The sequence below is a fragment of the Sphingobacterium sp. DR205 genome (genome assembly GCF_011064245.1).
In the GTDB taxonomy this organism is placed as follows: domain Bacteria; phylum Bacteroidota; class Bacteroidia; order Sphingobacteriales; family Sphingobacteriaceae; genus Sphingobacterium; species Sphingobacterium athyrii.
This window is the reverse complement of record NZ_CP049333.1, coordinates 1006293-1020870: the sequence shown is the minus strand read 5'-3', so window position 1 is coordinate 1020870 and position 14578 is coordinate 1006293. Positions and strand designations below refer to the sequence as shown.

General features: G+C 39.2%; 12 protein-coding genes. 3 read left to right on the top strand and 9 right to left on the bottom strand.

Annotated features, from left to right (window positions below; genetic code table 11):
* Positions 1–210 precede the first annotated feature (210 nt).
* Positions 211–1656 carry an asparagine--tRNA ligase gene (gene asnS / locus G6053_RS04220; RefSeq protein ID WP_108635950.1) on the top strand — a complete coding sequence of 482 codons (1446 nt, stop codon included), beginning with the start codon at positions 211–213 and terminating at the stop codon, positions 1654–1656.
* A gap of 164 nt (positions 1657–1820) precedes the next feature.
* Positions 1821–2441 carry an L-threonylcarbamoyladenylate synthase gene (locus G6053_RS04215; RefSeq protein ID WP_108635951.1) on the top strand — a complete coding sequence of 207 codons (621 nt, stop codon included), beginning with the start codon at positions 1821–1823 and terminating at the stop codon, positions 2439–2441.
* A gap of 900 nt (positions 2442–3341) precedes the next feature.
* Here the strand turns inward: G6053_RS04215 and G6053_RS04210 are convergent.
* The 5 genes from G6053_RS04210 to tilS all read right to left on the bottom strand — a co-directional run bounded on the left by G6053_RS04210 (position 3342) and on the right by tilS (position 7087).
* Positions 3342–3671, bottom strand: coding sequence for a DUF721 domain-containing protein (locus G6053_RS04210; protein WP_077437878.1), 330 nt, complete (start codon positions 3669–3671; stop codon positions 3342–3344).
* Positions 3664–4767, bottom strand: coding sequence for a DNA replication and repair protein RecF (gene recF, locus G6053_RS04205; RefSeq protein WP_108635953.1), 1104 nt, complete (start codon positions 4765–4767; stop codon positions 3664–3666). The genes G6053_RS04210 and recF overlap by 8 nt, the downstream gene beginning before the upstream one ends.
* A 32-nt stretch (positions 4768–4799) precedes the next feature.
* Positions 4800–5120 (bottom strand): DUF4834 family protein, encoded by a 321-nt coding sequence (locus tag G6053_RS04200; RefSeq protein WP_165305644.1) that lies wholly within the window; start codon positions 5118–5120, stop codon positions 4800–4802.
* A gap of 89 nt (positions 5121–5209) precedes the next feature.
* Positions 5210–5704 carry a hypothetical protein gene (locus G6053_RS04195; RefSeq protein WP_241254920.1) on the bottom strand — a complete coding sequence of 165 codons (495 nt, stop codon included), beginning with the start codon at positions 5702–5704 and terminating at the stop codon, positions 5210–5212.
* Between the two features lie 51 nt (positions 5705–5755).
* The gene (gene tilS / locus G6053_RS04190) at positions 5756–7087 is read right to left on the bottom strand and encodes a tRNA lysidine(34) synthetase TilS (protein WP_165305643.1); all 1332 of its coding nucleotides are present in this window, start codon (positions 7085–7087) and stop codon (positions 5756–5758) included.
* A 99-nt stretch (positions 7088–7186) separates the two neighbouring features.
* Between tilS and G6053_RS04185 the strand changes: the two genes are divergently transcribed.
* Entirely contained in the window at positions 7187–9691 is a 2505-nt protein-coding gene (locus tag G6053_RS04185; RefSeq protein WP_165305642.1) for an OstA-like protein, read from the top strand.
* A 102-nt stretch (positions 9692–9793) separates the two neighbouring features.
* Here G6053_RS04185 and G6053_RS04180 read toward each other — a convergent pair whose 3' ends face one another.
* From G6053_RS04180 to G6053_RS04165, 4 genes are all read right to left on the bottom strand, one after another.
* Complete coding sequence (locus G6053_RS04180; protein WP_108635957.1) at positions 9794–10369, bottom strand: non-canonical purine NTP diphosphatase; 576 nt, start codon at positions 10367–10369, stop codon at positions 9794–9796.
* A gap of 85 nt (positions 10370–10454) precedes the next feature.
* Entirely contained in the window at positions 10455–11102 is a 648-nt protein-coding gene (locus tag G6053_RS04175) for a hypothetical protein (RefSeq protein WP_165305641.1), read from the bottom strand.
* A 126-nt stretch (positions 11103–11228) separates the two neighbouring features.
* Positions 11229–12209 carry a deoxyhypusine synthase family protein gene (locus tag G6053_RS04170; protein WP_046674101.1) on the bottom strand — a complete coding sequence of 327 codons (981 nt, stop codon included), beginning with the start codon at positions 12207–12209 and terminating at the stop codon, positions 11229–11231.
* Positions 12210–12351: 142 nt separating this feature from the next.
* Positions 12352–14574: an outer membrane beta-barrel protein gene (locus G6053_RS04165; protein WP_108635960.1), complete on the bottom strand. Its 2223-nt coding sequence runs from the start codon at positions 14572–14574 to the stop codon at positions 12352–12354.
* Positions 14575–14578 lie beyond the last annotated feature (4 nt).

Here is a 14578-nt window from a genome sequence, read left to right as displayed (position 1 = left end):
TGAGTTGATCCGCTTTTTTGTTCTAAATGCAGCCCCTTTCTATTGGTTTTGATCCAAATATTCGTCCGGAAAAATTAGTTTTAAAAGCTTATTGATCCTTCATTCAGCGAATTAAATCAACATTGATACCCAATAAACCAACAGAATAGCTTATTTTTGTATAGCTTTTTAAACAAAGCATCTTTTACAAGTCATTCTCCAAAAATTAAAATGGAACACACAAGAATAAAGGAACTATTGAATGCCACAGAATTTGGCAAAGAGGTCGTTGTTAAAGGTTGGGTTAGAACTTTCCGTAACAATCAATTTATAGCAATTAATGACGGTTCGTCAATCAATAATATTCAAGCAGTAGTCGATTTTGAAAATACACCTGAAGATATCCTGAAGCGTATCACTACCGGAGCAGCAGTTCGTGTAAAAGGTCAATTGATAGAATCGCTAGGTAAGGGACAAAAAGTGGAAGTTAAAGCTACGGAGGTAAGCATTATTGGTGATTCAGATCCCGAAAAATACCCCTTACAACCGAAGAAGCACAGCTTGGAATTTCTACGTGAAATTGCGCACTTACGTTTCCGTACAGGAACATTCAATGCGGTATTTAAAGTACGCAATGCCTTGGCATTCGCTGTGCATAAATTTTTCCAGGAAAATGATTTTGTGTATATGCACACACCGATTATCACAGGTTCTGATGCAGAAGGTGCCGGTGAAATGTTTCAGGTGACTACCTTAGATCTAAAAAATCCACCGCGTAAAGAAAACGGAGAAATTGATTTTAAAGAGGATTTCTTTGGGAAATCGACAAATCTGACGGTATCTGGTCAATTAGAAGGTGAACTAGGCGCAATGGCCTTTGGAAACATCTATACTTTTGGACCAACATTTAGGGCTGAAAACTCAAATACAACGCGTCACTTGGCTGAATTCTGGATGATTGAACCGGAAATGGCTTTCTATGAACTGGAAGACAATATGGACCTCGCCGAAGCCTTGTTGAAATACGTGATAAAATACGCTTTAGAAACTTGTCCTGAAGAAATCGAGTTTTTGAAAAGCCGTTTATTAGAAGAAGAAAAATCAAAACCGGCAGCAGAACGTTCTGAACTAAATTTGGTTGAAAAGTTAAACTTCGTCTTAGCAAATGATTTCGAGCGTGTAACGTATACAGACGCTGTTGAAATACTAAAACGCAGTAAGCCAAACCAAAAGAAACAATTTAAGTATTTAATTGACGATTGGGGAGCTGACTTGCAATCTGAACACGAACGTTATTTGGTCGAGAAACACTTCAAGAAGCCTGTTATTCTGACTGATTACCCAAGAGAGATCAAGTCTTTCTACATGAAACAGAACGAGCCTGATGCGCAGGGGCGTAATACCGTACGTGCGATGGATATTCTTTTCCCGGGCATTGGTGAGATGGTCGGTGGCTCACAACGTGAGGAAAATCTAGACCGCCTATTGGCGCGTATGGCAGAAGTAGGAATACCAGCAGAAGAAATGGAATGGTTCTTGGATACCCGCCGTTTTGGTTCTGTACCACATTCAGGATTTGGTGTAGGTTTTGAGCGCTTGGTCTTGTTCACTACCGGAATGACCAATATCCGCGATGTAATACCATTCCCCCGTACTCCGAAAAACGCAGAATTTTAATATAAAGAACAACAGCCAAAACAAAATATTTTGGCTGTTGTTCTTTTAGAAAGATACGTATCTGAATAATAGTTTGCCCCCTTGAGATGGTAAGCACCTCGTTCAGGGGCTCGCAGATTAAAAGCTATGATTTTCATACGTCATAATAAATTACTATACGCAATATGCTTATCAAGATATATAACGACAATCCCAATCCAAAAGCCATTGCACAGGCTGTTGACATCCTTAAAAGAGGCGGAGTAATCATCTACCCCACCGATACTGTCTATGGTATCGGCTGTGATATTACACAACAAAAAGCAATAGAACGTGTCTGTGAGATCAGAGGATTAAAACCGGATAAAGCCAATCTATCCTTTATCTGTTATGACCTGACCGATATTTCCCAGTACACCAAGTCATTCGATACGACCGTATTCCGTGTCCTGAAGAAAGCGCTCCCGGGCCCCTTTACCTTTATTTTTAACGCAACAACAAAAGTTCCCAAGCTATTAAGTTCGAAAAAGAAGACCGTGGGTATTCGCGTGCCAGACAATAACATTGTTCGGGAAATTGTGAAACAATTGGGCAATCCGATTGTGACGACTTCCATTCACGATGAAGATGAAATAATCGAATATTCGACTGACCCCGAATTGATCTACGAGAAATATCAGGATCTTGTCGATGCTGTTATCGATGGCGGTTATGGAGACAATGTCGCTTCTACGGTAGTAGATCTAACAGAAGGAACCTTTGATGTTATCCGTGAAGGCAAAGGTGATCTGGAACAATACTTATAGTAGCCTCCAAATTCCAGTATGGCAGTCTAATCGACCAATAAACATGCGCCCAACAAATACCAACCCTAACGGACTGTTGGTATTTTGTGCATAAGATTGACTCTTTGGTATTTCGCCTTAGACTTATCAACAAAAACAACCACTTATTAACATAGAGAATGTTAATAAGTGGAATACCTGTACCTACCCATCACTTGGGAATGTGAACAACTCAGCACTTACCAACATTAAAATGTGAATAACACAACAAAGCAAAATTAAAAATCACGGTAAAATGTGTAAAACTACGAGGTTATCCACACAAAAATGTTAACAACAGAGCTAAATGCATCGCTAAGCCAAAATTCATTGTGTATAACCATCCTATATTCACATCTCAATGTTGAAAGCTATACCCCAAGCCCCACTCGCTGCTTTATTGCCGTATCAAAGAGCTCAAATCCTTGCCTGATGGTCAATAACTACAGACTCCTGTTCAAAACTTCTAATCCTCAGACGCTTTATGCGCTCACTCGCATCGCATAGGCAATCATGCTAACTGAAATAAATGTCATTAGATTTACGATATAAAAACAAGTCTATGCTTTTCCTTTTATTGGTATTGAATGCCTTGTGATAAAATAAAAGTTCAAGCGTTGCACAGATCACAAAACACGAGACATGTCAGTGGAGATACAATAAAACTACTTCCGTTTCCATCTGTTGATAATCTGATTTTGATAAACGGTACTTACGACAATCACTGATGTATTGAAAATTCTATATGAAAGGAACATCAAAAATAAAAGATTGAGATAGTCACCCCGCTTGAATTCGACGTGTTCAAAACGTGCAAGCAGCTTTGTCCGTGCGGTTTCAGGGAGATGAAATAGGTTGGCTAAACTTAGCTACGAATACAGGCTACAAAATCACGACCTCTTCGATAATGACATGTCCGACATACTCATTTACCCTTCCGAGGATCTGACGGCGCATTAATGCCAGTTCATTTTTAATCACGGCAGACTCTACGCGTACAAACAACTTTTTGTCACGCACATACAGCTGCTGTGTGCGATTGGCAATAGCCTTTCCAATCAATTGAGGCCATACTGAAGCGATTGAGGTCTCATCAAATTTTCGGCGTAGTTTATAAGCTTCGAGGAGACGCTCTACCCCCTGCTTAATGGTCATGTCATCGCTTGACCGAATAAATTCCAGGCTCTTTTTCGTTGGTTGTTTCTTATACATTCACTTGTCCTCCTTCGATTCCAAATATACGAACAGGGCGATTGATTTCGTCAAAGATTCGTTGAATTCTTTTTGAGTCCGTATCCGTTAGAAAAATCTGACCAAAATCATCATCAGAGACCATCTGCATCAATTTATGCGTACGGCGATCGTCCAGTTTATCAAAGATGTCATCCAGGAGAAGTAAGGGTTTAAATCCTTTTTTTTGCTGTAAATAGGAATATTGAGCAAGTTTTAACGCAATGAGAAATGATTTTTGTTGTCCTTGGGAGCCAAACTTTTTCAGCGGCATTCCACCATGGATAGTAAATATCAGATCATCTTTATGAATCCCCTGACTAGTACGTTCCAAAATACGGTCACGCTCAAGGTTTTTCGCTAGAATATTCAGGAAGGAATCCGACATTAGGGGGGACTCATATTGCAGCTGGACAGACTCCGCATCTTCGGTCAAAAATTCATAATGTCGGTCAAACTCAGGTTGAAACTCTTCCATAAATGATCTTCTCTTGGCAAAGATAATATTGCCGACTTCCTCAAGTTGAAAGTTAAGAATTTCGATTAATCCCAAATCCAGCACACTGGTTTGACGGGCCTGTTTGAGCAGGCTATTTCGTTGGGCTAAGAACTTATTATAGATAATTAGCGTATCCAGATACTTATTGTCCGTTTGGGAAATCACATTATCCACAAACTTTCGACGTTCCTCGCTCCCATCCGTAATAATGATACTATCATTTGGCGAAATCATAACCAAAGGAAAAAGTCCAATATGATCGGCCAGTCGAGGATAATCTTTTTTGTTCTTTTTAAACTGCTTTTTTTGATTCTTTTTTAGGCTGCAGGAAATAACATCACTATTCGATTCTTTATCAAATTCACCTTGGACCATGAACCAATCATTACCGGATTTGATATGTTGCGAATCTATAGGATTAAAATAGCTTTTACAAAGTGATAAGTAGTGGATTGCATCCAAAAGATTGGTTTTGCCAACACCATTATTCCCTGTAAAAGCATTTACTTCAGGGAGAAATTCCAAAGAAGATTCCGAGTAATTCTTGAAATTTAGAACAGAAAGTTGCTTGAGCCACATAGCACAAAGATACGCTATTTGACCGCTAATAATTATTTTATTTCCTCAAAATCGACAAACTCACCAGCCGTTTCCGCCCCTTTGCGCTCGGGAGTTTCCTTGGGTGGAATATAATCAACTTTGATTTTGCCTTCAGGCTGAGATCTTTTATTTTCTTGCTGACGCTGACCGGTAAATTCATAGTGGAAAGTACCACCTTGCCCCTGCCCGCTATATGCTCCCCCCTGTTCCTGCGCTTTTTTCATCAACTTTTCAGCTGCTTTGCGCATCGCAAACGGTAATAATAATTTGAATAAGAATCTTATTACAAAGTAAACAGCGAATGTAATAAGTATAAATTTTAAAAATGCCATAGTTAATTCGTTGCTATTTTCTCAAATTTAACCAATAACTCCATAAACTGTTGTCTTTAAAATGTCAGATAAGAAATTATTAACAATTTTTAAGACTTCGCCAGTTTTCCCTTTGTCTCCATGATTGTACGGTAAAGCTCCTCTTGTCGCTGGGTTCCCAACACGTAGGTCAATCCATCTTTATCCGTTAGGAAGACCGCATTTTTACCCCCTGCAAAAAACTTAATCTTCCCTTTGGAATGCAGGTTATAAACAGGGTTATTAAAAAAAAATGTGCTATATGGTCCCTTTTCAACTTTCGAAATAGAAGCCAAATCTATTTTCACCACCCGGGTAGACCAGAGACCACTGATCAGGATATGATCCTGGAATACTTCTATGCGAAACAAGACCATATACATCATAACAATGGATGTAATGATGATCCCCACTCCTACAATGAAAAACAATTGACTGGAAATCAAATGGTCCAAATTCAGATAAAATGCGGTAAAACAAAATAACACAAGTACCAAACGTACGCTTATCCAAACACGGTCACGTCCTAAATATTGATTTTCCGAATAGAATACACCTTCTTTCATTTCTTTTTTTATAATAGGGCACAGAGACAATCTTCCCTTGCTCCTTAATCCTTAACCACATTTACAGACTAAAGTAAGGACTTTTTTTGTATTGCTGGTAATCTTATAGCGATTATCCATGCGATATTTGGCAAGCCAAAGAATATCGCCATTTCCGTTCACCAGAATAGGAATGTTTTCCTTTTCAAATAAACTGATTTTCTTATTGATGAAAAAATCACTCAGCTTTTTTCGCCCATCCATGCCCAAGGGATAGAAGCTATCTCCGATCTTCCATGAACGGATTGTCAATGGAAAGACAAGCAGATCATAATCGAATTTTGCAATCTCCCTACTCGTATTAATCGTAAGTTCTGTAGAGATCCCTGCATGGAAACAATATTGTTTCCACTCCACCGTCGATGTTTCAGAGGTAATGATCGCCTCGTCCGACGATATAAACTCCTTCTCTTTGATAAAAAGTTCATTTCTATCCAAAAGCATATGATAGCAATCCGATTGAAAGATACGCCCTGATTCCCGTCCCCAAGCTTGCTGTAAATCACTTAACACAGCTTTAGAAAAATTAAAACCGGAAAACAACTCGTACAATAAGGGCAAATTGTTCAAATGTTCTTCCAGATCTTCTTTGCGCACTACCCAACCATCGCCTGTAGACCGAAAAAGTTTATTCCGGATCGGTTCGACAAATTGCTGTAGCAATTGATAAGATTCCTTAAAGTGTGTAATATTCTGTTCAAAAATCTGCTCAAAATCAGGTTGTAGCTTTTTGAAATGCGGAATGATATCGATTCTTATCTTATTGCGCGCATACTTTGTCGAAAAGTTAGATTGGTCATCCCGATAAGCAATACTATATTCCTGAACGTAATATTCGATTTCACTTGCTTTAAGGAATAAAAGCGGCCGAATGATGCGATCTCTTAGAGGCAAGATGCCCTGAAGTCCTTGCAGACCAGTTCCACGTGAAAGATTTAGCAAGACGGTTTCAATGTGATCATTGAGGTGTTGAGCGACAGCAATTCGGTCAAACTGAAGTTGCTCACGAAGTTGTTCAAACCAGCGATAACGAAGTTCGCGAGCAGCCATCTGAATGGAAATTTGATTTTCCTTGGCATAGGTCTTGGTATCAAACTGGTTGACAAATATTGGAATTCCATTATCAGCAGCAAATTTTCGAACCAAAGCTTCGTCCAGTTCGGAGTCCTCTCCACGCAACTGGAAGTTACAGTGCGCAATAGCGATATTAAAGCCGGCTTTTGCGAATAAATGTGCCATCAGCATCGAATCTTTTCCCCCACTTACCGTAAGCAATATTTTGTCATGAGGCATCATTAAATGCTCCTTTTCAATATATCCCTTTAATCTTTCCAGCACATTCATACAACAAAGTTACGGTATATTTTGGCTGAATGATAAATTCACATCTTAAAATTTGTGAAATCCAATAAAGTAGCAATTAAAATCCATATTTTTGCCCTTGTGAGACAATACATTTTTACCCTGATTGTATTAATTTTAACTGGCTTGACGGTGCAAGCCCAGAAACAGGACGAATTAAAATTACTTTCTTCGTCGCATATTATTACTGGAAAGAACGGCAACGTCGTTTTCTACCGTCCCGTATATGAACATGTTGGTTCGACCTTATCCTCTGACAGTGGGTATTTACATAATGATAAACTGGGTCGACAATTCTTCGAGGCCTATGGAAATGTAATCATCACCCAACCTGATGGCACCCAGATATTTTCCAATAAGCTGCATTATGAAGCAGCCATGCAATTAGCGACATTAACCGGAGCAGTGCGTATGGTCAGTACCAGCGGATCAATATTGACCACCGATCATCTTGTTTATAATATGCGTAGTAAAATTGGAAATTACTATAGCGGTGGACGTATTCTCTCCGGAAGTGACACGATCACCAGCCAGCGCGCAACCTATTTCGAAAATACCGGCGAATCTTATTTTAACCAAAAAGTTGTTGTCCGATCGACGAATGTAAAAGTCTATACAGACTCCATGAAATACAATGGCAACACCCGAATAACAGATTTCTACGGCCCTACAAATATGAAAGGGAATAAAGGCGAAAATCTGTATACGGAAAAAGGCCGTTATCATATGGCTACCGGTCAGGCCTATTTTTCTAAGAACAATCTTTATACAGAAGGCACCAAATTCCTAAAAGGAGATAGTCTTTTCTACGATAGACAAGTCGGCATCGGTAAAGCCGTGAAAAATGTTGTCTTTGTGGACACATTGGACAAATTCTATGCATATGGTGGATATGGACTCTATAATGGAAAAAATGAATCCATCACGATGACAGACAAACCCTTGGTGGTTTCGGTGGTAAAAAAGGATTCGACCAAAAAAGATTCGGTCTCCTCGTTCTCACCTGTACAGAAAAAGTCTGAAAAGGAACTGAAAAAAGAAGCAAAGGAATTAAAGAAAGCTGAAAAAGAAGACCAGAAAGACAAGGAAAAAAATAACAAAGCAGCGCTTGTCACCGATAAGGACCCTAAGAAGACCGTAGCGGAAAATAAGAATTTCATCGACAAGGATGAGAAACTAAAAGAAAATTCCGAGATGGACTCTGTTTTTATGACTGCCGACACCCTATTCTCACAGATGATCTTCCGGCGAGATTATATCGCACGGGATTTTAAATTAGACCGAGAAGGGGGAGCCATTGAAGAAGACAATGAGGTCGATTATGGTGATACAGATTCTACGTCCACCGATATAGATTCAACCAATGATTTACGACAAGCAGCCGATAGCTTAAAAAAAGGTATAGACAGCCTACATAAGAAGGAAATCAAACAACCCACCCTTGGCAAGGAAATCAAAAAATCAGCAGATACTACCGTCACTAAAAGGCAGAATATTGCAAAGAAACAACCGGTGATCGTAGGTGATCAAAATCGGATTGAGATTGAAAAAAATCTGAAAGCCGATAGTGTGTTACGCAAAAAAGCAATCATCCCGAAAGGCGGGGAATCGGATCAGATTATGGGTGCCGCATTGAAAAATGCGCAAGGCGGGAAAAAAGATTCTTTGGCTCAGGATACCGCAAAAACGAGAATTCTGAAAGCCTACTATAATGCCCGATTATTCAAATCCGATCTGCAGGCGGTTGCCGATTCCATGTATTATGGTATGCAGGATTCGATGTTTAGGTTGATGGGAAAACCGATGATGTGGGCTGAGAATTCGCAGATATCCGGCGATACAATCTTCTTGCAGGTCAAAAATCAAAAACTGGACAATTCCCTTTTAGTCGGAAATGCATTTATGGTCAATGCCACAAGCGATTCATTAAAATTCAATCAGATCAAAGGAAGAAAAATTACCAGTTTCTTTACCAATAACCGGATGGAACGCCTCTTTGTGGATGGAAATGCTGAAAACATCTTCTACAATATCGACGAGAAAACGAATGTAACCACAGAACTCGTTCATGACCGAAGCAGCCGTTTCAAAATTCTGATGGAGGACAATAAACTCAAAGAATACGTTTCTATTCGAAAAGTCGATGGCAAAGTCTATCCGATAGCAGAGGTTACCGCGGACAAAGAGTTTCTGCCAAACTTTACATGGCGTCCTGAGGACCGTCCTAAATCGAAAGCGGATCTATTAAATAGAAAACGTGACCTTTCCAAGTCATCTTTCACCGCTCCGACAGAAAAAGAAACGGAGGAAAATGGGAAAATGAAATTCAAGCCTAAAGAGGATATGCAGGGCCAGGAGAAGAAAGGGAATGACACGAAAGCCGGAGCAAAAGCTGTTTCGAATAAAACCAGCAGTACGCCTAAAGCAACAAGCCCCGAAGCAACAACGGCTAAGCCGCAAGTAAAAAATGACATTACGCCAACAACCGATAAAACAGCTGTAAAACGGGATTCAACGAATTTAAAACCGTTGACAGGAACAGCTCTAGATAGTACCCAAACGTCCAAAAAGAAAGAGGCGAAATAGACCATATAAAAAGATAAACACAAACGGGGCAAAATAAATATTTTGCCCCGTTTGTGTTTACCGTAAAGGATAAAGTTTATCAACTAAAACTGCGCCTAAGCATTATTTTGTTTTTAGATATTCAGCAAGCTTGCCGACAGCAATCGCACGATGACTGATCGCGTTTTTTTCTTGGGCGCTCATCTCAGCAAAAGTTGTGTTGTAGCCATCAGGGATAAAAATCGGGTCATAACCGAATCCATCCACTCCCCTACGCTCTTTAATGATTTGGCCTTCGATACTTCCTTCAAAAAAATGCTGTTGTTCATTCAGGTATAACGAAATAACGGTTTTGAATCTAGCCGTACGGTTTGGATTATCGCCTAATTTTTCCAGCACAAGATCAATATTCTTTTCCATATCCCTAGAGCCCGAATAACGTGCCGAATACACTCCCGGTTCACCATTTAAGGCATCTATTTCCAGGCCCGAGTCATCACCAAAACAGTAAAGCCCATATTTGTTGACCAAATAGTCTGTTTTTTGCTGTGCATTTTCTTCAAATGTTACCCCGGTTTCCGGTATATCATCCTGACAGTCAATATCGTTTAAACTTTTAATAACAAAAGCATCTCCCACTATTGCCTGAACTTCGTTCAATTTATGGGCATTATTCGTTGCAAATACAAGTTCTAGCATCTTCTTCAATTTTATATTGCCAAAAGTAAAAAATCTTATTTAGAAAGGTGGCAAGCATTCTGATTGGCTATATAGCTTTTTGAAATCAAGAAGCTATAAATGTTTTAAACTCGTTCCAGAACAGTTTCTTTTTATTGACATCGGCAAACATCTCCTCAAAGCTAAAGGTATTGAACACCGTCGCTATGCGCCCTTTCATATAAGAATTATGTTCGATCGGAGGAAGCTTTAAGGATGCGGGCTCCACACCCAATAAGATAATCTTTGTAGGTTCAAAAAAAGCCATAATCCGCTTAAAATCGTTGGGATTATGTGCATTGGCTAAATTAACCACCGCCACAGTTTCCTTCGTTAACTTTAAAGCACCAATCGTTTTTTCAAATGCTTCACCTGCTGCTGGAGAAAAATAAGGATATGCTACATAACGCAGAATAAAGAGTATCCCCTGATCTTTGTTGCCCTGATAAATAAATTCTCCGCCTAATACCTCCAGTGCATTACCACTACCCTTTTGATCTTTTCCACTCCCTAGCGTACTCGATTCAATGTTTTTGTCTGAAATAACTGGCGTAGCGAGTTGATCAACCGAGGGAATTCCAACAGCGACATATTCCGTATCCTTTGCTTTGGCTACAGCTTCCGGTTCCGACCGGAAATCATACCCATTAGAAAAAATAGTTTCATCCATTAAGGCTTGAAGGGCTACCGGATTATCTGTTGTTAAATTGCTCATCGTCTGAAAAAGAAATAGTGGAAAGTAAAGATAAACAAGAAAAGAATAAAAGAAAAGGAGCAAGGAATAAAGAACTTGCCTGAGCCAAATTCTTTGTTCCTCACTCCCCTTTCTCTATAAAAAAGATTAATGCCCTAAGATATAAGAGAAAATCAAAGGCGCTACGATTGTCGCGTCAGATTCTACAATAAATTTAGGTGTATCAATATCCAATTTACCCCAAGTGATTTTTTCATTTGGAACCGCTCCGGAGTAAGACCCATAAGAAGTCGTTGAATCAGAAATTTGACAGAAATAAGCCCAGAAAGGTACTTCTTCCCACTCCAAATCTTGATACATCATCGGAACGACACAGATCGGGAAATCACCGGAAATACCACCGGCAATCTGGAAGAAACCAACACCTTTACCTGCAGAATTATTACGGTACCATTCCGTCAAATAAATCATGTACTCAATACCCGATTTAACGGTGCTCGCTTTCAATTTACCCTTGATCACATTTGACGCGAAGATATTACCTGTAGTCGAATCTTCCCATCCCGGACATACAATAGGCAAATTTTTCTCAGCAGCAGCAACAATCCATGAATCTTTTGGATCAATTTCATAGTATTGCTCCAATACACCAGAATTAACGACCTGATACAAAAACTCATGTGGCAAGTAACGCTCACCTTTCGCTTCAGCAGCATGCCACACATCTTCAAGATGTTTCTGCAAGCGACGGAAAGCCTCTTCTTCCGGAATACAAGTATCTGTTACACGGTTGTAGTGATTATCCAATAATTCTCTTTCTTGTTCCGCTGTCAAATCTCTATAATTCGGAATTCTTTTGTAATGTGAGTGAGCAACTAAGTTCATCACATCTTCCTCCAAATTAGCCCCAGTACAAGAAATAAAGTGTACTTTATCTTGACGGATCATTTCTGCCAAAGAAACACCCAATTCAGCAGTAGACATTGCGCCTCCTAGGGAGATCAACATTTTTCCACCATCCAAAAGATGTTCCTCGTAACCTTTTGCAGCATCTACTAATGCCGCTGCGTTAAAGTGACGGTAATTATGCTCAATAAATTGAGAAATAGGTCCTTTTTGAGTACTCATGATATTTTCTAACTTTTATAAAATAATAAGTACCGCAAAGGTACTGAATATTATCTATTTTAGGCTTCCTCTCCCACCAAAACAGCTATTGGCTGCTTATTTTTTAACAAATGTAAAAAGAATGCCAGCACCATAAATAGAATTACATTCTTGAAACTTCCGTTTCGAGTGACGTTTTCTGAGCTTTTTGTTTTTGATAGAGCCCAAATGTATAATTGAAATTTAAACCAACAATTTGTGAATCATTTATGGTTTTAGAACGGATGTTGAATCGATCTCCAACTATTTCACGTTTGATCACATTTGTATGAAATAAATCCCGTATCGTTAAAGCCAGACTGAGGTTATTGGAAAACTGTTTATTGATCGCCAGGTGCATCTGGTACAGTGGTTTAATAACTGTTTGTGCATAAAGCACATTTGTCCGATACGAATTGGTCCAATTTATTGTCAATTTATGCGGTAGCTTTACCTGTATCATCAAATTACTTTGAAAAGACCAAAGATTTCGATCAATCGATAGGTCATTTAGCTCATCAGGTGTGTTTTTATAGTGGATATATTGAATCTGACCAAAACCGTACAGTGTTAAGCTTTTAAAAATTTCTTGGCCCACATTCAAGGAAATAGCAGTACTCCGAACAGCCTCAATATTTTGATAAGTCTGGGCATAATTCTTTCCATTAAGCTGATGGATCATGGATATATAATCTCGATGGTTAAGGAAAGTTACACCGATATTCCAACGCTGGCCATGCACATATTTTAACTCCATATTATCGGTCAGTTGTGGCACCAAATGAGCATTGCCCTGGTAGCTCGTATTAGCATCAAAAAAAAATATTGCAGGATTCAGATCCTGATAGTTGGGACGTACGATCCTTCGTCCGTAAGCAATTTGTATGGCTTTGTTATTTTCTTTGTTGATTTTGTAAATGCCAAATAAAGTAGGAAAAAGATATAAAGTTTGTTTACGCTTGCCCAATTCGGCATATACATCATTAATTTCGTTATGAAATTGCGAATATTCAGTTCTTAAGCCCAATTTAAATTCCCACTGTTTTAATTTTATTTGAAAATCTGTATATATCGCTTCCAGATACTCTACTTGTCTAAATGCGCTTTCAAGTGCGTCTGCATCCCGCAGATCTTGGTCAGTTTTCCCCTTTTTATAATATCCACGTGAGCTACGTGCCGATCGGCTTAGCTGGAACCCCGCTTCTAGCTCAAACCGTTCTTCAAATTTTCGCTGGAAATCGGTCTTAATTCCAAAAAGATCAACAACAAAAGGATTGTTGGAATATAACAACTGCTCATCTTTACGCTGATGCGCAGCTCTCTGCATGATCATTGTTGTTAAATCTTGCCACCTATTACTTGTATAATTTAGGTAATCGACATCCCATTGAATGGTTGTCTTTTTGTTTTCAGCGGCATAATCGTAGTGTAGGTTAGCACTATTTTTATGAATAGGATTGCGCAGGTTACTCCATGATGACGTGGATTGAAATAAGTCACCTGCGTTGGAAAAACTGGTCTGATAAACCCCTAATTCCTTATAGTTACTTTGAAGAAAATTCCAGTTCAATTCGATCGAAGAATTCTTGCTTATCCGATATTCAAGTCCGATTCGTGCATTCATTTCCAGTGCATGATTACGCTCTTGGTTGTGCTGAGCAATTGTATTGATCTCATTGTCCTCGGCTACCAACTGACGTTCGCGAGCAACATCGAAATAATTGGAAGACCGTGCAATAGAAAACCCCGAGTTGATGGTCCATTTTTTCGTGCCATATTGGATCAGCATACCATTGTTGTATTTCCACAGCTGGCCCTTTGATCCTCCCAAAAATACAGTTCCTTTCAACCCTTTTAATACATCCCTTTTTGTTCTAATATCAATTACTCCAGCATAGCCTTCAGCACTCCATTTTGCTGGCGGTATCGACATTAAATCAATGTTAGCGACTGATGTCGCCGGTATAGATTTCAGATAACTTATCAATGCTATCCCATTGAGATGAGTTTGTTTACCATCTACAGTAACTAGCACACCCATTTTGCCTAAGAAAGATAGATTCCCTAATTCATCGATCTGTAAACTCGGAATATTATTCAATACATCAAATGTATTCCCATTTAATAAAACAGGATTGCTTCTAAGGTTGATCCGTACACGATCTAGAAGTTGCTGTTTAAGTACTGTGTTTCTCTTTACTTCAACCGTATCTATTTTTTGTGGCTCCAGACCAAGTGGTTTCAATATGACACTATCCCGCGATTGTACCGTTTTCTTCGGCTTTACCTGTGCCAATAAAAGGCACGGCAAGCCCAGGGATAGCCATAATAGTATCCTAAATCTCATGCTG